This window comes from Brumimicrobium oceani, assembly GCF_003143775.1.
Lineage (GTDB): Bacteria > Bacteroidota > Bacteroidia > Flavobacteriales_D > Crocinitomicaceae > Brumimicrobium > Brumimicrobium oceani.
The window spans coordinates 603,510-624,069 of the sequence record NZ_QFRJ01000001.1 but is presented as its reverse complement, the minus strand read 5'-3'; the positions used below and the strand labels follow the sequence as shown (position 1 = coordinate 624,069).

Below are 20,560 nucleotides of genomic sequence, written 5' to 3'. Positions count from 1 at the left end.
GCTAAATGTCGTAATCGTCTATATTGTCGAATTGATCATTTCCAAATTCATCCTTAAAGTCGTTAAAATCATCAAATTCGTCTGCATTTGGGTCGCGGTCAGTCTCAAATTTCATGTCTTCCAAATTTTTGGGACCTTTGTCTTTAATTGATTGAGGAATTTCTCCAACCTCCAAAATTAATTGAGGGTGTTCAATTTCTTCATCAGTTATTTCGTGTAATTCAATTAGGAATATCCACATTGACAAAAAGTCGTGAACCAAGATGAACTTTTGACGGTTGTTTTTAATTCTGTCTTTTAAGAGGACGGAATTCATTTCAACAGGTGATTCTTCTTCCTCAATTTGTCCAAAAGACATATCCATTAAGGAAATTTCCTCTCCTTTATTCCAGTCTTCATCACTCATGAAAAATGATGCCATCTGATCATTTGAAAATCCAAATGCATCCAATATAGTGTTATAGAAATGTTCAAAATTAAAATCATCATTGATTAAAATATCTCTGAATACTTCTTTGTCTTCAACACTATCGAGTAAAACCCTAAATTTAAGTCCTGCCATATAAACGTTTCCTATTGAACAATCAGCGAAGTTAATAGTTTTCTATCTTTTCAAACCCAATTCTGCTCCTAAATTTAGCATCATTTCAAATGCTTCATCATAGTCGTTTTGAATTTCGCCTTCTAGAATAGCCTCCTTGATCCTATTTTTAATGGTACCAATCTCGCTACATGGTTCAATGTTAAAAGTCTCCATGATTATTTGACCATCGATTGGAGGTTGAAAATTACGAACACTGTCCTTTTCTTCAACAGTTTTTAGTTTTTCCTCAACCTTCTTAAAGTTATTACGGTATTTTTTAACTTTAAAATCATTCTTAGAGGTAATGTCAGCATTACACAACATCATTAAGTCTTCAATGTCGTCACCTGCTTCATTCAATAATCTTCTAATTGCTGAGTCTGTAACATCTCCTTTTACCAGAGCTATTGGACGTAAATGTAAGCGAACCAATTTTTGAACATATTTCATTTTAGCATCCATGGGAAGCTTCATTCGTCTGAATATTTTGGGAACCATTTTTGCTCCTAAATCCTCATGTCCATGAAATGTCCAACCTGTCTTTTTATTGTATCTTTTAGTAGGTGGCTTCGCAATATCATGCATAATTGCTGCCCATCTTAACCATAAATCCTCTGTATTTTCAGATATATTGTCTAATACTTCTAAAGTGTGATAGAAATTGTCCTTGTGGGAATGTCCGTTAATTGTTTCAATTCCTGCCAAATTCACCATTTCTGGAAAGAACTGATGGAGTAGGTGTGTTGAATACAATAGTTTGAACCCACGAGAAGGTGTATTGCTCAAAACAATTTTATTAAGCTCATCGACAATTCTTTCCTTAGAAATTATGGAGAGTCGTTCTGCGTTCTCTTTGATGGCTTTTAAGCTCTCATTTTCTATTTTAAAATTGAGCTGCGTTGCAAAACGAATGGCACGCAACATCCTTAAAGGGTCGTCAGAATAGGTTGTTTCTGGATCAAGAGGAGTTCTAATTACTCCATTTTCAAGGTCTGCAATTCCGTCAAAAGGGTCAATTAATTCTCCGAAATTATCTTCGTGTAAAGATAATGCTAAAGCGTTTATTGAAAAATCTCTTCTTTTTTGGTCTTCATCTAAAGTTCCGTCTTCCACAATTGGTTTTCTAGAATCTCTGTTATAAGACTCCTTCCGAGCACCAACAAATTCAATATCTAAATCCTTATAATTAAAATGCGCAGTTCCAAAGGATTTAAAAGTAGTTACTTTCTTGACACGTAGTTTTTCTGCAACTTTTTGAGCTAATTCTAGTCCATTGCCAACAACCACAATATCTATGTCTTTGGAAGGTCTTTCCAAAAGTAGATCTCTCACATATCCGCCAATAACATAAGCTTCCAAGCCTAATTCGGTGATGATATCTCTTGTTACCTTAAAAACGGGGTGCTTTAATTTTTCCTTGTAATTCATTTTCATTTCGGGTGCAAATATACTTAACTTTTGGGAAAGACAGAGAAAGTGAAAGGAAGTTGGAGTGGATGGGAAAATTAAGAATTACCAATTTTCAGTGTTTTGTAGATAAATTGATTATTCAATTCTATTTTAGAAAAGAACTTAGCTATACGCTCTGATAAATAAAATTGTGATTCTTATATCAACTTGTCGTTGTTCTATTCAAATTCAATTAACCTTTATGAATGATGGTCTCTTTATTGTTCACTATGGATTATCATCTTTTTTATCCTAGGGCTTTGACCTTCTTTCAGGTTATAATGGGGGCAGTTTAAGAAAGCAGTATTCATTTTCTATACTACTTCCTTAATCCGTTATAAATTCTCTTCAATGAAGAGTTTATAAACTCATTCAAAAGATCAAAATAAAGTAAGGTAATTCTAGTAAATCGTTTACTGACCCAAAATCAGATGAAAGATAATTCCTATACAACAGTAGGGGGAATCTGCAATCTGAATCACAAATGCTTAGTCGTATTCACCACCTGAATCCATCCATAAACTCCTTTATTCTTAAAATTTGTATAATTCAATACCATGCTTTGTTCTTCGGCTATTCCGTTAAAGAAAACAACAAATTGCCAGTTGTTTTTCTCGTGGAGGATTTGGTATACTGCACCTTTTTCATAATGAACCATTAGGTTGCTTTCTGTCCAATCTTCGAAAGCATTTTCACTTACAACCGCAGGTGACCAGCGCAGTGCTGTCTTTTCATCAAGTGTGTGGTACTTGTCGGAGAATGATACCTTTTCTGGGAAAAATGGACCTACCATATCTCCAGAATCTCTACCTACAAAAAACCTATCGCTTACTTTTAAGTTGTCCTGAACTTTTCTAATACGGTACACATTGTGACTCGCGCTTTTACAGCAAGGGTATTTATGAATATATAGAATCACTTCATTCGTTTTTGGATGAAGTTTGTATGCTAGTAATCTCCCAACATCGCTAAAAAGGGAGCGCTGATTTCTCTGCTTTTCAATATTGAATATTTCAACGTATTCTCTTTCGTCCAAATCGTTTTTCAAGCCTTTAAATAAAAGAAATGGTTGCTCACCTTGTTTTAGAGTGATGTAAAACCAAAGTGATTTGTATCTGCTCCAATATTCCTCAAAACTATTGGTCTGTATAGTTAAGTCATGTCCGAGCTCATTATAACTGTGCAGAATCTTAACTTTTTCTTCAATAGTTTCATCCTGAGAAAGAATTTTATCAAAACTAGTAATCCCATCGTTTACAAAAACTTCGTGAGGAATGTGAACTAAATTTGGATTCACCTGAGCGTAATAATTGCTGATTAAAGCAGTAAATATTAAAAGTATGGATATATTTTTCATGCCGTTAAAATAAAAAAAAGGGAGCATTTGAACACTCCCTTTATTAGTCTAATTATAAAAATCACTTTTCGTCTTCCTTCGAATCATTCACCTTCTTTTCTCCCTCAATCACTTCAGTTGACAGACCATCCTTTTCCTCATTTAAAGACATTTTGATGGTGTCGCCTTCTTTAATTGAAGCGTTGATGATTTGTTCTGCTAATGGATCTTCAATGTATTTCTGAATTGCTCTGCTTAAAGGCCTAGCCCCAAATTTTGCATCGTATCCTTTATCCACAATAAAGTCTTTAGCGTCTTTATTTAACTCAATGTTGTATCCTAAATTATTGATTCTCTTATATAAGTGAATCAGTTCTAAATCAATAATCTTATGAATATCTTCTCTTTCAAGTGATTTAAATAAAATCAAATCATCCACACGATTCAAGAATTCTGGAGAAAATGCCTTGCGTAATGCGCTTTGAATTACTGATTTTTGATCATCTTCCGTTGAGGACAAACGTGCTGCAGTACCAAAACCAACACCAGTACCAAAATCTTGTAGTTGGCGAGCTCCGATATTCGAAGTCATGATGATAATTGTGTTTTTAAAATCAATTTTACGACCCAGACCATCCGTCATGTGTCCTTCATCTAATGCTTGAAGTAAAATATTGAAAACATCAGGATGCGCTTTTTCAATTTCATCTAATAGGATGATGGAGTAGGGCTTTCTTCTCACTTTTTCTGTGAGTTGACCACCTTCTTCATAACCTACATATCCTGGAGGTGCTCCAACTAACCTTGAGATGGAGAATTTCTCCATATATTCTGACATATCTACACGGATAAGCGCTTCCTCAGAATCAAACATTTGTTTTGCTAAAACTTTCGTTAACAAAGTTTTACCCACTCCTGTTGGTCCTAAGAAGAAAAACGAACCTATAGGTTTGTTTGGATCTTTAAGTCCTGCTCGGTTTCTTTGAATGGCTTTAACCACCTTGGCAACAGCTTCATCTTGACCGATTATCTTACTACGTACTTCTTCGTACATTTTTGCCAGCTTACCGCTTTCTTTTTCTGCAATTCGCTGAACTGGAATTCCAGTCATCATGGCAACAACATCAGCCACGTTTTCTTCTGTTACAGTGACCTTGTGGTTTTTAGTATCCTCTTCCCATTTTAGTTTTTCTTCTTCTAATTCATCTTGAAGTTTCTTTTCCGAATCACGTAATTCTGCAGCCTTTTCATATTGCTGAGACTTGATTACGTCATTCTTCTTTTCTTTAATTTCTTCAATTTTACCTTCGATATCGATGATTTGTTTAGGAACATTGATGTTGGTTAAGTGTACACGAGAACCAACTTCATCTAAAGCATCGATGGCTTTGTCTGGTAAATGGCGGTCAGAAATATATCGGTCCGTTAAAGATACACAAGCTTTTATCGCTTCTGGTGTATAGGTAACGCTGTGGTGGTCTTCGTAACGCTCCTTAATGTTATTTAATATTTCAATGGTTTCCTCCGCAGTAGTTGGCTCCACTAAAACCTTTTGGAACCTTCTTTCTAAAGCTCCATCTTTTTCAATGTGCTGACGATATTCATCCAGTGTAGTTGCTCCAATTGCTTGCAATTCGCCTCTTGCCAAAGCTGGTTTGAACATATTGGAGGCATCCAAAGATCCGCTTGCTCCACCGGCACCAACAATCGTATGAATTTCATCAATAAATAGAATTACATCTCTATTTTTTTCGATTTCAGCCATCACGGCTTTCATGCGCTCTTCAAACTGACCACGGTATTTAGTCCCTGCTACAAGGGAAGCTAAATCTAACGACACAATTCTTTTGTCGAATAATACGCGCGAAACTTTTCGTTGCACAATTCTTAAGGCCAATCCCTCTGCAATTGCACTTTTACCTACTCCAGGCTCTCCTATAAGAATAGGATTGTTCTTTTTCCTTCGAGATAAGATTTGACTCACACGTTCTATTTCTTTTTCTCGGCCCACAATAGGGTCTAATTGATCATTTTCGGCGAGTTTTGTTAAATCCCTACCAAAATTATCAAGCACAGGTGTTTTTGATTTGGTATCACCTGCTTTTCTAGCTCCTCCAGTTGGTCCAGATCCTCCAGCAAAGCCGGCATCACCGCCGCCATCACCGGTCCCTGGGAACTCAGCTCTTGGATTATTTTCTTCTAACATAGCTTCAATTTCATCTTTAATGTTGTCATAAATTACTCCATATCTATTCAAAGTTCTACATGCAACATTGTTTTCATCTTTTAGAATGGACAACAATAAATGCTCTGTTCCAATTACTGGACTTTTAAATAACTTTGCTTCTAAATAGGTTATTTTCAATACTTTTTCAGCTTGCTTTACTAAGGGTATGTTAGTTAAGTCTTTTGCTGAATTATTTGCGGACTTATTAAGGTACGATTCTATTTGATATCGAATTTGTTCTAAGTCTAGATTAAACTCTTTTAAAACACGAATGCCCAAGCCTTCTCCTTCACGAATTAGGCCAAGTAATAGGTGTTCGACGCCGATATAATCATTTCCCAATCGAAGGGCTTCCTCACGACTGAAATTGATAACGTCTTTTACTCTTGGCGAAAATTTTGCTTCCATAGTTTTACGAATATACATAAATTTTGTGTTGTTATCCTATCCCAAAAACAACACATTCAAAAATAAAACGAATAAACAAGATAATGGTTTAAGTTCTTCACAATTATTCACAGATTTTTGTTTATAATTTATGAAAACCATAACCCCTAACTTGATTTAAATCCTTATTTTCGGGCATTCTAAACGCACGCAACATTCGTGCAGTAATAAATTAAATGACAAGATGGCAGAAGGAGAAAGAATCATTAAGATTAACATCGAAGATGAAATGAAATCCGCTTACATTGATTACTCAATGTCAGTTATTGTTTCGCGTGCTCTTCCAGATGTACGTGATGGATTTAAACCAGTACATAGACGTGTACTCTACGGAATGCAAGACTTAGGAGTTTACTCCAATAAAGCACATAAAAAGTCAGCGAGAATCGTTGGTGAGGTACTTGGTAAGTACCACCCTCATGGTGATAGTTCTGTTTATGATACTATGGTTCGTATGGCGCAATATTGGTCATTACGTTATCCTTTAGTGGATGGACAGGGTAACTTTGGCTCAATGGATGGTGATAGTCCAGCTGCGATGCGATATACCGAGGCGCGATTAAGGAAAATATCTGAAGAAATGTTAGGCGATCTCGACAAAGAAACAGTCGATTTCATTCCTAATTTCGACGATAGTTTAACAGAGCCAACGGTTTTACCAACAAAAGTACCTAACCTCTTGATTAATGGAGCTAGTGGTATCGCTGTGGGTATGGCAACAAATATGGCACCTCATAACCTAACAGAGGTAATCAATGGGACAATTGCTTATGTCGAGGACAAAGAGATTGAAGTGGATGGCTTAATGAAGTATATCACTGCACCCGACTTCCCTACAGGTGGTATAATTTATGGTTATGACGGTGTGAAATCTGCATTTGAAACTGGAAAAGGTCGAATTGTTATTCGAGCGAAAGCCATTATAGAGGAGAATAAACATGGTCGCGAGCATATTGTGGTTAGTGAAATTCCTTACCAGGTGAACAAAGCGGACATGATTAAGAAGACCGCAGACATGGTGAATGAAGGTAAAATCGAGGGTATTACTGATATTCGAGATGAATCTGACCGTAACGGACTGCGTGTAGTTTATGAATTGAAAAGAGATGCTATTCCTAATGTGGTCTTAAATAAGTTGTTTAAGTATACTGCGTTACAGACTTCGTTTTCAGTTAATAACATTTGTTTGGTTGATGGAAGGCCGGAGTTGTTGAACTTGAAAGAGATGATCGCTAAGTTCGTTGATTTCCGTCATGAAGTTATCGTTCGAAGAACAAAATACGAATTACGAAAAGCTGAAGAGAGAGCGCATTTATTGGAGGGATTAATTATAGCATCTGATAACATCGATGAAGTTATAAAAATCATCCGCGCATCAAGTAGTCCTGACGAAGCAAGAGAAAACTTAATCAAACGTTTTGAATTGTCAGAGCTTCAGTCTCGTGCAATTGTAGAAATGCGATTGAGACAGTTAACAGGACTTGAACAGGATAAACTAAGAGCGGAATACGCTGAATTAATGTTAACCATTGAAGACCTTAAAGACATTTTGGCCAATGAATCTCGTAGAATGGCTATTATTAAGGAGGAACTAGAATATATTCGTGAAAAATACGGTGATGATCGTCGCTCAACTATTGAGTTCTCTGCTTCAGAAATGAGAATTGAGGATTTAATACCAGATGACGAAGTTGTTGTGACTATTTCTCATGCAGGTTATATTAAACGTACAAGTCTAAGTGAGTACAAGGTTCAAAATAGAGGAGGAACGGGTTCTAAAGGCTCAACAACAAGAGATAAAGATTTCTTAGAGACAATTTTTGTTGCAACAAATCACAACTACTTAATGGTATTTACCGAAAAAGGTAAATGTTTCTGGATGCGTGTATTTGAAGTTCCAGAAGGAAGTAAAACCTCTAAAGGAAGAGCAATCCAAAACTTGATTAATATAGAACAAGATGATAAGATTAAAGCTTACATTAACGTTCAAGATTTAACTGACGAAGAATACGTAGACAATAACTTTATTGTTATGTGTACTAAGAAGGGTATAATCAAGAAAACAAAATTGGAAGCATATTCTAGACCTCGATCAAATGGAATTAATGCCATTAATATTAATGAAGGTGATGAGTTGTTGAGTGCTAAGTTGACCAACGGTTCACAGGAAATTATTTTGGCCAAAAAATCTGGTTATGCTATTCGTTTCAATGAGTCAACTGTTAGAACAGTGGGAAGAAACTCAATTGGAGTGAAAGGTGTTACAATGAGTACTTCAGATGATGAAGTAATTGGAATGATATGTTTAGAGCCAGATAGCGAAAACAGTATTTTAGTGGTTTCTGAAAACGGCTATGGTAAGCGTTCATTCTTTAATGATCCAGAAACTGGAGATCCAATCTATCGTGTAACGAATCGCGGAGGTAAAGGAGTTAAGACACTTTCTGTTACGGAAAAGACAGGTAATTTAATTGCCATTAATAATGTAACAGACGAAGATGATTTAATGATCATTACTAAACGTGGAATTACTATTCGTTCAAGAGTAGATCAAATTCGTGTGATGGGACGTGCAGCACAAGGTGTTAGGGTAATCAACCTTTCTAAAGGTGGTGAAATTGCAGCTGTAGCAAAAGTTCCTAAAGAAGACGAAGTAGAGGAGTTGGAAGAAGAAGTTATTGATGAAGAAGTAGTAGGTTCTGACGATAATGCCAATGATACACCTGATGAATCCGATGAGAATGGCACAGAAAATGATACTACAGAGGAATAAAAATAAAAAACAGACAAAATGAAATTGAATAAAGTAAATTTAGGAATCGTTTGTGCATCACTTTTTGTTGGTGTTCAAGGATTTTCACAAAATAGCAACGTTGTTTCTGCTGCACTTGAGTTTCAAAAATATGAGCCTGCTTTTCAAAAGCAAGATTTAACTAAAGCTAAATCTTATTTGTTGGAAGCAAAAAAGTACATTGATCCGGCAATGACTGATGAATCTACAAAGACAGATCCAAAAGCAAATTATTACAATGCTGTAATTAATTATAGCTTGGTTGAAATGGCTGGGTTGACATCAGCTGAAGATTTAGAAGTGTACAAAAATGACTCTATTTTGGATGTTATTGAGCAGTCTATCAAGCATACAGAGAGCAAAAGACGTTACAAGTCTGATGTTGATTTATTCTTCAACCGCAAAGTAGGTCAAGCTGTTTCTGTTGGTGAAATGATGTTTAAACAGAAAAAATATCAGATGGCCTACGCAGGATTTGCTGGGGCATATCAAGTGAAGCAAATTGCGAATATTCAGGAGGAGCGTGAAGCTATGAGAACCAATGCAATTATTGCTGCAAGAAACTACATCGATACGTTGAGTAAGTCTGGTGAGCCGGAAAAAGCGATGGAATTTATTTCTGGAGCACTTGAAATGTTTCCTGAAAGTGAAGATTTAGCTATAGCAGGTGTTAATATTGCCCTGGATAATGACGATCTTGCCAAGGCCGAAGCGTATTTTGATGCTGCAGCAAAGTCATCTCCAAACAATAAAGTGTTGTTCTCTAACATGGGTTCAATTTATTTAACTGCCGCAGATAAATCCTATGCAGATTTTGCTGCGATGGAAATTACAGACGAAGGTTACCAAGCAAAATCTGATGAAGTAGAGGAGTTGTATGCTAAGGCGGAAAGCAACCTACAGCGTGCAATCAAGATTGACCCTGAATATGCAGAAGCTGCATATAACCTAGGTGTTCTTTATTTAGGAAGAGGTGAAAAACTAAAAACTACTGCAAGTCAGATGGATTTCAATAATCCTGATTATGACAAGGTAAGTGCAAGAAGTCAAGAAATGTATAAAAACGCAATAGCACCATTGGAAATTTACATTAAGCAAGACCCTAATAACTCCGGCGTATTAAATGTATTGTTTCAGGTACATAGAAATGCTGGAAATACTGAGAAAGCAATAGAGTATAAGAAACGCGCCGATGCCGCTGCAGCTGAAGGAAAATAAGTTGTGAATTGTATTGTGAAAAAGCTGTTACTTAGGTAGCAGCTTTTTTTGTTTAATGAACAAAATTTTGTGACTGTCATCATGATGGGTATATAGGATTCATTTTAATTTCTAAGTTTCATAAAAAGTGAAAACCATAAAACTGGCATTTTCAGTCGATAGATAAACTCGAGAGATTATTTTTGTTGACCTGTTATTTTTTGAGACCTTCAGAAATAGAGATGTGAATTGTTATTATTGAAGGATTAGCCTTTTAAACACTTAGAGGACTTTTAAGAAATTATCCGCTATTTATTCCAAACTTGCTCAATGAGCGAGAGCTACATACTGCTAAAACTACTCAAAAGTATATTTTATAGGACAACTGCCTAATTAGATCGAAATAAGTACTTTTGTTCAATCCTATTTGACTTTTCTTATAAAGAACTATTGCTAATAGGTGAAATAGAAGGAATCCTTCCCTCAGAAAATAAAAATTTTTCCGAAGGATCATTATAATTTATTCTAGTTGAACATCGGAAGGCAGTGATTTGATCATCAAACTGAATTTTTCAATTTTGTAGGTAAGAAAAATGTCTTTTACAATCTAGGACTTATATGGATAGCGCTATTTTACTTTTATGCATTTCAAATATTTAGTACTGCTTATTTAGAATGACAGGCTATTTGATTAACTGTTTTATCAATTTATTTAATTTTTTTTAAGATTTGGTCTGCTATCAATGAACCTTTTTTATAAGTTATTGTTTTGTATGTAATTAATTTCACTCATTATATTAGTTGATATAAAACACCGACAACATGATTAATAAAAACGCAAAACTCTGGTTTATTGATAATAATGAATTATTTAGGGGACTTTCCTCTGATCAAAAAAAGTCGCTACAGAGTCTTTTTGAAGTAAATCAATATGCTAAAAATGATTTTCTATTTCGTCAAGGAGACCCAATGGATAATGTATTCTTTGTTAATAGTGGTAGGGTAAAAATAATTAAACATTCTGATTCAGAAAAAGAAAGTATCAAGCGTATTTTGAATGATGGTGACTATTATGGAGAGCATGCTGCAATAGATTCTACTTTGTTTGTCAATCATACTGATTCTGCCAAGGTGATGGATAAAAATACCATTGTGTATTCTATCCCTACAGCAGAATTCAAAAGTATAAGTGTAAGAAATCAGCGAGTTTATCAGAGGTTGGTCAAAAATATGTTAACAGACTATCGTAGACTAGATAATAGATTGGAGTCTGTAATGCTGAAAAAATCTAGAAATAGAGTCATAGATTTTATTAAAGAAATGGCAGAAGATATTGGGAAACCCGTAGGATATGAAACGCTGATAAAACACAATTTGACACATCAAGAGATCGCAAGTTTAACTGGAATTTCACGTCAGAAGGTAACTACTATATTGAACGAATTCAAACAAGCGGGACTAATTCACTTGGAAAGAAATTCTATTTTGGTGCATGACTCGAAATTATTAGCGTAGAAAAGATGAGGAAAAAAAGAGTTTCATAACGTAACGCCGAAAAGCAAACATGAAATAGAGAAAATTGCTCAAGTTAATGTCGTGAAGCAGATTTATCTTGGGTCTTTACTTTATAGGATAATGAAAAAATAGTAATCAACAAAAGCTGTACAGCTTAGTAAAAAATATCGGAGGGATCTGTGAATTTTTACCGGATAAACTGGATTTGTCGGCCTGATATAAATTTTTAAATCTCATTGATTGCTTCATTGATTATCTCAACTGCCTTTTTCGCTTCTTCCCAATTCAATGTCAAGGGAGGACTCAATCTAAAACTATCAGGGTGCGACAAAAACCAAAAAGAGATTAAACCCTTTTCCATGCATCCCATAACGATTTTGTTCACAATTTCTGCGTTTTCCATATCAATGGCAAACATCATTCCCACTCTTCGAATTTCTTTAACGAGATTATGTTTAAGTAGTTCATCTTCAATGAATTTACCTATTTTTTCAACTTCATCATAATCAATTTCAGACAAAACTTTCAATCCCGCTGCAGCCGCAGCACAAACAACTGGGTGTCCACCAAATGTAGTGATGTGTCCTAAAATAGGGTCGTGGCTAAATAAATCAAGTTTTTCTTGACTGCTAACTAATGCTCCAATTGGCATTCCACCTCCTAATGCTTTTCCCAATGTTAAAATATCTGGAACAACTCCAGAATGTTCAAAAGCGAAGTTTTTTCCTGATCTTCCCATTCCGCATTGAATTTCATCGTAAATGAGTTGTGCTCCAGTTTCATCACATCTATTTCTTAGTGCTTTTAAATATTCTGTTGAAGCTTGTCTCACTCCAGCATCTCCCTGAATAGTTTCAATAAAAACACCAGCTGTTTTTTCTGTTATTTTCTCTAAATCTACAATGGAGTTGTGCTCAATAAAATTAATTTCTGGTAAAAGAGGTTCAAAAGGCTTTTTCTTAATTTCCTTACTCGATAAGCTTAAACTTCCATTAGTACTTCCGTGATAAGCGCCAAAACAAGAAATAATCTCTTTTCTTCCGGTAACCCGTTTAGCCAGTTTGATTGCCGCCTCGTTGGCTTCTGTTCCCGAGTTAACGGAATAAACGGCATTTAAAGAATTGGGTAGTAGTGCTGTTAGTTTCTCCGCCATTTCTAATGGTGCATCTTGAATAAATTCGCCGTAAACCATTACATGTAAATGTCTGTCAATTTGCGCTTTTAAAGCTTCGACAACTTCTGGGTGATTATGGCCAATATTATTAACAGCAACTCCTGCAATCATGTCTAAATAAGATTTCCCTGATTTATCATAGATATAGCTTCCTTTGGCATAATCTACATCTATTAAAAAAGGAAAAGGACTGGTTTGTCCCTGAAGTTGTTTAAATTTTTCAGCTTTGGTTAAAGATGCTTTCATTAGAAATTAAAATTATTTCGAAAAAGTAGAATTATGGATGCAAGTAGAAGAGGAGTAGGTGAAGAAAACAGTTCTCTAGAATCCTATTCCAAAGAACTGTTAGAAATCAAATATTATTTACGTGAAATTGCTTTTTTTGCTGCTTTAATCACATCCGCAGTATCAATGTTGTATTTGGTCATTAATTCATTTGGAGTTCCACTTTCACCGAAAGTGTCATTAACACCAACAAATTCTTGAGGAGTAGGATTATTTCTGCTTAAAACTTGTGCTACAGCATCACCTAATCCGCCGTTAATCATGTGCTCTTCAGCGGTCACCACGCAACCGGTTTTCTGAGCAGATGCTAAAATTGCTTTTTCATCTAAAGGTTTTATCGTGTGCATATTAATCACTTCAGCATCGATTCCTTCTTTTGCTAGTTCTTGAGCAGCTTCAATTGCTTTGTAAACCATATGGCCACAAGCGATAATTGAAACATCTTTTCCTTCAAAAATGGTATCTGCTTTACCAATTACAAATTCTGCATCATCAGCAACAAAAATAGGCACTTTTGGACGTCCAAAGCGAAGATAAACAGGTCCATCTAAGTCTGCAATTGCTTTTGTTGCTTGTTTAGTTTGATTGAAATCAGCAGGAACAATAACAGTCATATTCGGCATCATTTTCATCATTCCGATGTCCTCCAAAATTTGATGAGTTGCTCCATCTTCTCCTAGCGTTAATCCAGCGTGAGAAGCACAAATTTTTACATTCTTTCCAGAATAAGCGACAGATTGACGTATTTGATCATAAACTCTTCCTGTAGAAAAATTAGCGAATGTTCCAGTAAAAGGAATTTTTCCGCCAATTGTCATTCCTGCAGCCATACTGATCATATTGGCTTCAGAGATACCTACTTGGAAGAAACGATCCGAGAAATCATCTTCAAAAGCATTCATTTTTAAAGAGCCAGTTAAATCTGCACACAATGCCACTACATTTGGATGAGATTTACCCAATTCGTGCAAGCCTTCTCCAAAGCCTGAACGTGTGTCTTTTTCGCCTAAAATTGTGATTTTCTTTTCCATTATAAATTTATCGTTACTGTTTTGTTCGAATATACGTTAAAATCTTTTTGTTTAGAATAGCTGGTAGATTTCAATTCTTTTTGTCTGTAGACAACTTTGTACTTCCCCGGTTGAAGGATGAAGGTGTTGTTTAAGGTGTTTTCTAATAAGTCACAAACCCATTCTAATTCATTGTTCTTCTTGATTTCGAATACTTGGGCGGTCACAATTTTGTAAGCAGAGAAGTTCACCACTCCTGGTGCATCCAAAGATATTGTTTGTAGCCTGCTTTGATTGACCTTTACACTAGCGTATCTGCGGGGTAATGTAAGTATTTCTATTTCATAATCTCCCACAATATAGTCCTGAGTGGTATTCAGTTTTTGAACGTTTAATGTAGTGGTTTTTCCTTTCTGCATTATGCGAGCATCAACGAAATCATATCGCGAGGGCTGATTAAATTCAACTTTAATCTGACCTTGAGGAGTTGGTAATTCTATTGTATTGTGGGTGTTGCGTTGAATTTTAATTCCTTTCTTTACTTGTGGAGGAAGTGTTTTTGCAATTAAATCGTATTGAATACTGGGATCTAAAACTAAAGTATCTGGCAGTTTCTCCTCATTTAGAGTATGCATATAAGTGTACTTTAAGTTCTTGGTTCCTGCCTCATACAAAAACATGGTAATATCTGTCTCCAACGGTTTTCCATCTATTGTATTCAAGTTGATTTGTACCGTTGTATTTACGAGTGCTTTGTTTACTACATTCTTCAAAACTGCTTCAAAAGCCATTGGATCTTCGGCAGATTTATAGTTTCCGTAGCAATCAAAGTGAGAGAGATAAGACATATCCATTCCTAAACCAATCACAAAAGGACTAATTGTTATGCCTTTTGCCCGTAATTTATCTGCAATCACACAAGGTTCATCATCACAAGCTTCAATTCCATCTGTAATTAAAATGATTACATTTCTAGAGCTTTTATTTGGAAAATCATCAGCTGCCTGTTCAAGAGATCTTGCAATTGGAGTGGTTCCTTTGGCACGAATGGTCTTGATTTTATTCAGAACTTGTTGATGATTGTTTTTTGCAAAAGGCACTTCTAGTTTGGTATCTGCACAATCTTGATAATTTGCAGTGATAGGGGATTGGTGACCATAAACGCGTAAGGCGATTTCCAAATTTGGAATTCCTCGAAGACTATCTACCGAGTTAGAGAGAATTCGTTTTGCTGTGACAAATCTGGCTTCTTTCCCCCATTTTTTATTCATTGAATTAGAAGCGTCAAGAACAAAAAGTACACGCGTTAATTCTTCTTGTGCATAACTAAATCCAGCAAGAGTTATAAATAACGCAATGATTAACTTTTTCATTCTTTCACTTTTTTCAACTGATGTTTTATTAGTCTAGTAATCGCCTAAAGTTTCTTCTAGTTGATTTAATGCACTTTCTAATTGTTCTGCATTTGGAGCAGCTCCATGCCATTTGTGAGTTCCCATCATATAATCAACTCCTTGACCCATTTCTGTTTTCAGTAAAACCATAACAGGCTTTCCTTTTCCAGATAATTCTTGTGCTTTTTCGTAAGTAGAAATCATTTCTTCCATGTTATGACCATCAACTTCAAGTGTTTCCCAACCAAAAGCTTGCCATTTCTGTTTCAAGTTTCCAAGTGAAAGAACATCCTCTACATCACCATCAATTTGTCGTCCGTTATAATCTACAGAAGCAATTATATTATCAACGTTTTTAGCAGCTGCGTACATAGCAGCTTCCCAAATCTGTCCTTCTTGCAATTCACCATCACCCATTAAAACATAAACGAATCTATCATCTCCATTCAGTTTTTTTGTTTCTGCAGCACCAATCCCCATTGAAAGTCCCTGACCTAAAGAACCTGATGCAGCTCGGATTCCTGGTAAGTCATGGTCTACACTTGGATGTCCTTGCAAGCGAGAATTCAATTTTCTGAAAGTGGCTAATTCTGAAACTGGGAAGTAATTTGCACGGGCCAAAGTACTATACCAAACTGGAGAAATGTGTCCATTAGAAAGGAAGAATAAATCTTCACCTTCACCATCCATGGTGAAATTTTTAGGATCTTGTTTTAAGATTTTGTGATACATAACAGTAAAAAAGTCGGCACAACCTAAAGAGCCACCTGGGTGACCAGAGTTTACGGCTGCTACCATTCTTACAATATCTCTTCTTGTTTGTGAAGCGTATTGCTCCATAGTTTTAATATCCATAGCTTATTTGTAACAAATTATTTTGTTTTACAAATCTAGACTTAATTTAGAATATCTAAGTGGAAATAGCCCTTAATTTATTACTACTTTTACACAAAATAGGATTATAATGTGCACCGTAAATGAAATGATAGGTCATTTTAGTGAGAAGCTAAATGATATATTTACAGAGAGGGAGAAAAAGCAAATTGCCAAAATGTTCTTAATGCATTACATGCAATATGATGCCTCGGAAATTTTACTGAATAAAGACAGTACTATACCTCAGGGAGTTGAAGAGAAGTTGGAAAACTCGATTATTCAAATCAATAAAGGTAAACCAGTTCAATACGTGTTGGGTTGGACTCATTTTTACGGTTTAGATTTAATAACAGATCGTAGGGCCTTAATTCCGAGACCGGAAACTGAGGAATTGGTAAATTGGATAGTGGACACATGGCAAGGTAGGAGTCCAAAAATTTTGGATGTGGGTACAGGCTCTGGTTGTATTGCATTGTCTTTAAAATCAGCTATTTCAAAGAGCAATGTGTTTGGAGTAGATGTTATTCAAAATGCCTTAGATTTGGCCAATGAAAATGCGATTCAGCTTAAAATAAACGTTCAATTTGATTTTGCCAATGCACTAAAACTACATGATTACTCCCATTATAAATGGGATTTAATTGTTTCCAATCCTCCTTATATACCCTTAGACAATAAAGAGCAAATGAAAGATCACGTGTTAGATTTTGAGCCGGAATCTGCTTTGTTTGTCCCCAACAATAATCCACTTTTGTATTACAAAGCGATTTCTCTTTATGCGCGAGATCATTTAGTACCAAAGGGAAGTTTGTTTTTTGAAGTACATGAAGAAATGGCGAAAGATGTAGAAGCTGTTTTGAAATCTTATGGATTCAATCAAATTGAAATTCGCCAAGATTTACAGGGTAAGGATAGAATGATTCACGCACAATTTTAAAGAAAAATGGATAGAAAAGAGGCTGTAAAAAGAATAGAAGATTTAACGAAAGAATTAAATCATTACAACCATCAATACTATATAGAGAATGTTTCTGAGGTTTCGGATTTTGAGTATGATCAAAGATTAAAGGAGCTTCAAGATTTAGAGAATAAATTTCCTGAATTAGCGGCTGCAAATAGCCCTACCAAAAGGGTTGGCGGTGATATTACTAAAAAGTTTCAAACGGTAAAGCATGATTTTCCAATGCTTTCTTTGTCCAATACTTATTCTGAAGAGGAAATTGTGGAGTGGGAAAATCGCGTAAAGAAACTGGTTCCTGGAAAAGTCAATTATGTTTGTGAATTAAAATACGATGGTGTAGCTATTGGAATCCGATATGAAAATGGTGCCTTAGTTCAAGCTGTAACCCGAGGAGATGGAACGCAAGGAGAAGATGTTTCAGCAAATGTGAAAACAATTCGAACAATTCCACTAAAATTAAAAGGAAATTACCCTGAATCCTTTGAAATTCGAGGAGAAATATTTTTCACCTTGGATTCGTTCAATGCTTTAAATAAGTTAAGAGAACTTGCTGGTGAAGAGTTGTTTGCAAATCCAAGGAATTCAGCTTCTGGAACTTTGAAAATGCAGGATTCTAAAGTTGTTGCAGAACGAGGATTGGACTGTTTTCTATATGGAGTATACGGTAGAGATTTACCTGCCGAAGGTCATTTTGAAAGTGTTTTGAACGCAGGTGAATGGGGATTTAAAATTCCGAGGGTAGAGAAAAAATACTTGAAGAAAACAGATTCTATTGAAGGAATCATGGAGTTTATCCATTATTGGGATGAACATAGGGTGGATTTACCTCTGGAAATTGATGGAATAGTCATAAAAGTGGATGACTACAGTCAGCAAGAAGAACTAGGAAGTACGGCTAAATCTCCACGTTGGGCAATCGCTTATAAGTTCAAAACAGAACAAGCTAGCGCAAAACTTGAGGTGGTGACTTATCAAGTAGGAAGAACAGGGGCGGTAACTCCAGTTGCTAATCTTTCTCCGGTCTCTTTGGGAGGAACGATTGTTAGAAGGGCCTCTTTGTATAACGAAGATCAAATGAATAAACTCGATTTGCATGAAAATGACACGGTTTATGTTGAAAAAGGCGGTGAAATTATTCCAAAAATTGTGGGTGTAGATTTAACACAAAGAGCTGAAAACGCTGAAAAAATAAAATTCATTTCCAATTGCCCTGAGTGTGATGAACCTCTGAAAAGATTGGAAGGAGAGGCACATCACTATTGTCAAAATGATTTAGGTTGTCCTCCACAAATAACAGGTAGAATAATTCATTTTATATCCAGAAAAGCAATGGATATTGAAGGAATCGGATCAGAAACAGTGGAACAATTATTTGCGGAAGGACTGATTCATAACAGTGCCGATTTATATACTTTGACTTTTGAACAGATTGCGGGACTGGAAAGAATGGGCGATAAATCTGCGAATAATTTATTGAAAGGTTTAGAGGATTCAAAAAAGATTCCTTTTGAACGTGTACTTTTTGCTTTGGGAATTAGACATGTTGGTGAAACTGTCGCGAAGAAAATTGCAAAAGCGTTAAAGAATATTGACACCATTCAAAAAGCTTCTTTTGATGAATTGATTGCTATTGACGAAGTTGGAGAAGTTATTGCTATTGCGATTCAGCAACATTTCTTACAAGAAGAAAATATACAAATTGTGGAAGGCTTAAAATCTGCTGGTTTACAATTTGAAATTGAAGAAAAAGAATTAGACAGTGCTGTTTTAGAGGGGAAATCTATTGTGGTCTCTGGAGTTTTTCAAACACTTTCTCGAAAAGAACTAAAAGAAGCGATTGAAGCCAATGGAGGTAAAAATGTTGGGAGTATTTCGTCCAAAACCTCATTTATTGTTGCAGGAGAAAATATGGGGCCGGCGAAATTAGAGAAGGCCGAAAAATTGGGCGTTGAGATTCTTTCGGAGGCTGAGTTTATGGAGATGATAAAATGAATGAATAATGAAAAAAAGAATCATTATAATTTCGGAATGGAAAAGTGAAAAGGAATTTCAACAGCTAAAGAATAATGTTGAGAGAAACATATCTAGTGCGGAATCATTTTATTATTTACTAACTGTAAATCAACCAAAAAGCATAGCTGAATTACCTCAGATTGAACAAGTTTATTATCTTTCCAAGAAGGATTTTAATCTCTTTGGAAAGATCAAAACACCTAAATTGACAGAAGTTTTAAGTACTTCAAAAGGTGTTTTGATTGTTGCAATGGAGAAAGATAATTCTTTATTAAAATCGGTTTTAAAGCATTCTAAATTAATAAGTGTGGGAATGGAGCAAGAAACTTTAAGTAAATTTGATTTGTCATTCAGTGATTCAAGTTTGTCGGAAGGTAAGTTGTTCAAACAGATAAATAATTATTTAATTAAAATACAATTATAATGCAGTTTAAAGGAACGGGTGTAGCACTTGTAACACCATTCAAAACAGATGGAAGTGTTGATGAAATAGCTTTGCGAAAACTAGTTAGTTTTCAAATTGAAAATGGAACAGATTTTTTAGTCGTGCAAGGAACAACTGGGGAAACTGCTACGCTAACAGCAGACGAGAAGAATTTTGTTTTGGCTACTGTTATTGACGAAAACAACGGAAAGTTGCCGATTTTATTGGGAATGGCAGACAATAATACAGCTGCTTTAGTTGAAGAAATTAAGAACTTTGACCATGAAGGTGTAGATGGATTCTTAAGTGCTTCTCCACATTATAACAAACCAAGTCAACGTGGTATAATAGCTCATTTTAAGGCAATTGCAGAAGTGTCAAAAAAGCCAATTATATTATATAATGTTCCTGGAAGAACAGCGAGTAATATGACGGCAGAAACAACTTTAGAACTTTCAAAAGTTGAAACCATAGTTGGTATTAAAGAAGCTTCTGGAAATTTAGAGCAAGTAATGCAAATTTTGAAAAATGCACCAGAAGATTTTGCTGTGTTGTCAGGCGAAGATGCACTAACAATGCCATTGGTTGCAATGGGTGGACATGGGGTTATTTCTGTTGTTGCCAATGCATTACCAAAGCAATTTTCTACAATGATCAATGCTGGTTTTACAGGAGATTTAGTTACCGCAAGAAAGCACCACTTTGATGTTTTAGATATTACAGATTCCTTTTTTGCCGAAGGAAATCCATCAGGAATAAAATTCTGCCTAGAATTGATTGGAATTGGGACCGAAACCGTTCGTTTGCCTTTAACCACAATTAGCGAAGAATTAAAATCAAAAATGAAAAGTCAGTTAGACTTAATTAAGTAGTTTAAA

At 35.5% G+C, this 20,560-nt stretch carries 15 protein-coding genes; 7 read left to right on the top strand and 8 right to left on the bottom strand.

Going from position 1 to position 20,560, the window contains the following annotated elements:
- Window position 1 precedes the first annotated feature (1 nt).
- The 4 genes from DIT68_RS02690 to DIT68_RS02675 all read right to left on the bottom strand — a co-directional run bounded on the left by DIT68_RS02690 (window position 2) and on the right by DIT68_RS02675 (window position 6,003).
- Complete coding sequence (locus DIT68_RS02690; RefSeq protein WP_109358266.1) at window positions 2-562, bottom strand: IS1096 element passenger TnpR family protein; 561 nt, start codon at window positions 560-562, stop codon at window positions 2-4.
- A 42-nt stretch (window positions 563-604) separates the two neighbouring features.
- On the bottom strand, window positions 605-2,011 hold the full coding sequence (locus DIT68_RS02685) for a CCA tRNA nucleotidyltransferase (protein WP_109358265.1): 1,407 nt from the start codon (window positions 2,009-2,011) through the stop codon (window positions 605-607).
- A 499-nt stretch (window positions 2,012-2,510) separates the two neighbouring features.
- Entirely contained in the window at window positions 2,511-3,389 is an 879-nt protein-coding gene (locus tag DIT68_RS02680; RefSeq protein ID WP_146194099.1) for a hypothetical protein, read from the bottom strand.
- Between the two features lie 61 nt (window positions 3,390-3,450).
- Window positions 3,451-6,003 (bottom strand): ATP-dependent Clp protease ATP-binding subunit, encoded by a 2,553-nt coding sequence (locus DIT68_RS02675; protein WP_109358329.1) that lies wholly within the window; start codon window positions 6,001-6,003, stop codon window positions 3,451-3,453.
- A gap of 223 nt (window positions 6,004-6,226) precedes the next feature.
- Between DIT68_RS02675 and gyrA the strand changes: the two genes are divergently transcribed.
- The 3 genes from gyrA to DIT68_RS02660 all read left to right on the top strand — a co-directional run bounded on the left by gyrA (window position 6,227) and on the right by DIT68_RS02660 (window position 11,545).
- A complete protein-coding gene (gene gyrA / locus DIT68_RS02670; protein WP_109358263.1) occupies window positions 6,227-8,815 on the top strand; it encodes a DNA gyrase subunit A in 2,589 nt (862 codons plus the stop codon).
- Between the two features lie 18 nt (window positions 8,816-8,833).
- Window positions 8,834-10,051: a tetratricopeptide repeat protein gene (locus tag DIT68_RS02665; protein ID WP_109358262.1), complete on the top strand. Its 1,218-nt coding sequence runs from the start codon at window positions 8,834-8,836 to the stop codon at window positions 10,049-10,051.
- 801 nt (window positions 10,052-10,852) lie between these two features.
- On the top strand, window positions 10,853-11,545 hold the full coding sequence (locus tag DIT68_RS02660) for a Crp/Fnr family transcriptional regulator (RefSeq protein ID WP_109358261.1): 693 nt from the start codon (window positions 10,853-10,855) through the stop codon (window positions 11,543-11,545).
- Window positions 11,546-11,771: 226 nt separating this feature from the next.
- On the opposite strand, the gene DIT68_RS02655 is transcribed toward DIT68_RS02660, so the two are convergent.
- From DIT68_RS02655 to DIT68_RS02640, 4 genes are all read right to left on the bottom strand, one after another.
- Entirely contained in the window at window positions 11,772-12,965 is a 1,194-nt protein-coding gene (locus tag DIT68_RS02655; RefSeq protein WP_109358260.1) for an aspartate aminotransferase family protein, read from the bottom strand.
- 113 nt (window positions 12,966-13,078) lie between these two features.
- Window positions 13,079-14,035, bottom strand: coding sequence for a transketolase family protein (locus DIT68_RS02650; RefSeq protein ID WP_109358259.1), 957 nt, complete (start codon window positions 14,033-14,035; stop codon window positions 13,079-13,081).
- On the bottom strand, window positions 14,035-15,387 hold the full coding sequence (locus tag DIT68_RS02645) for a vWA domain-containing protein (RefSeq protein ID WP_109358258.1): 1,353 nt from the start codon (window positions 15,385-15,387) through the stop codon (window positions 14,035-14,037). The genes DIT68_RS02650 and DIT68_RS02645 overlap by 1 nt, the downstream gene beginning before the upstream one ends.
- Window positions 15,388-15,420: 33 nt before the next feature.
- Window positions 15,421-16,263 (bottom strand): transketolase, encoded by an 843-nt coding sequence (locus tag DIT68_RS02640; protein WP_109358257.1) that lies wholly within the window; start codon window positions 16,261-16,263, stop codon window positions 15,421-15,423.
- A gap of 109 nt (window positions 16,264-16,372) precedes the next feature.
- Between DIT68_RS02640 and prmC the strand changes: the two genes are divergently transcribed.
- Genes prmC through dapA form a run of 4 tightly spaced genes read left to right on the top strand, consistent with a single transcriptional unit; the run spans window position 16,373 to window position 20,554 of the window.
- Entirely contained in the window at window positions 16,373-17,221 is an 849-nt protein-coding gene (gene prmC / locus DIT68_RS02635; protein ID WP_109358256.1) for a peptide chain release factor N(5)-glutamine methyltransferase, read from the top strand.
- Between the two features lie 6 nt (window positions 17,222-17,227).
- On the top strand, window positions 17,228-19,237 hold the full coding sequence (ligA, locus tag DIT68_RS02630) for an NAD-dependent DNA ligase LigA (RefSeq protein ID WP_109358255.1): 2,010 nt from the start codon (window positions 17,228-17,230) through the stop codon (window positions 19,235-19,237).
- A 7-nt stretch (window positions 19,238-19,244) separates the two neighbouring features.
- Entirely contained in the window at window positions 19,245-19,682 is a 438-nt protein-coding gene (locus tag DIT68_RS02625; RefSeq protein WP_109358254.1) for a DUF6913 domain-containing protein, read from the top strand.
- Window positions 19,682-20,554 (top strand): 4-hydroxy-tetrahydrodipicolinate synthase, encoded by an 873-nt coding sequence (gene dapA / locus DIT68_RS02620; protein WP_109358253.1) that lies wholly within the window; start codon window positions 19,682-19,684, stop codon window positions 20,552-20,554. The genes DIT68_RS02625 and dapA overlap by 1 nt, the downstream gene beginning before the upstream one ends.
- Window positions 20,555-20,560: the final 6 nt, after the last annotated feature.